The sequence below is a fragment of the Flagellimonas olearia genome, assembly GCF_009184425.1.
GTDB lineage: Bacteria > Bacteroidota > Bacteroidia > Flavobacteriales > Flavobacteriaceae > Flagellimonas > Flagellimonas olearia.
This window is the reverse complement of the sequence record NZ_WELG01000157.1, coordinates 1-331: the sequence shown is the minus strand read 5'-3', so window position 1 is coordinate 331 and position 331 is coordinate 1. Positions and strand designations below refer to the sequence as shown.

Sequence of the window (331 nt, the reverse complement as noted above, 5' to 3'; positions counted from 1 at the left end):
TTTAAAGACTATATTGCCATCCCTAAGGCCAATGGCTACCAGTCCCTGCACACCACGCTGAAGGCTCGCTCCGGGATCCCGCTGGAAATGCAGATTCGTACCGAAGAAATGGAAGCCATGGCTAACAATGGCATCGCCGCCCATTGGCTTTACAAGTCCGATGACGAGCCTGGCTCGCCCACCCACAGCCGCACCCAGAGCTGGATGCAACGGTTACTTGAGCTGCAGCAAAAAACCGGCAATTCCATGGAGTTCATCGAAAATGTGAAGGTGGACCTATTCCCGGACGAAGCCTATGTGTTCACCCCCACGGGGGTTATCAAGGAACTGC

The 331-nt window shown here is 54.4% G+C and carries 1 protein-coding gene; it reads left to right on the top strand.

Translation table 11 applies throughout. From position 1 onward, the window contains the following. Window positions 1–331: RelA/SpoT-related domain-containing protein (locus tag F8C76_RS19505; RefSeq protein WP_500683489.1), on the top strand; the 331-nt coding region annotated here is incomplete at both ends.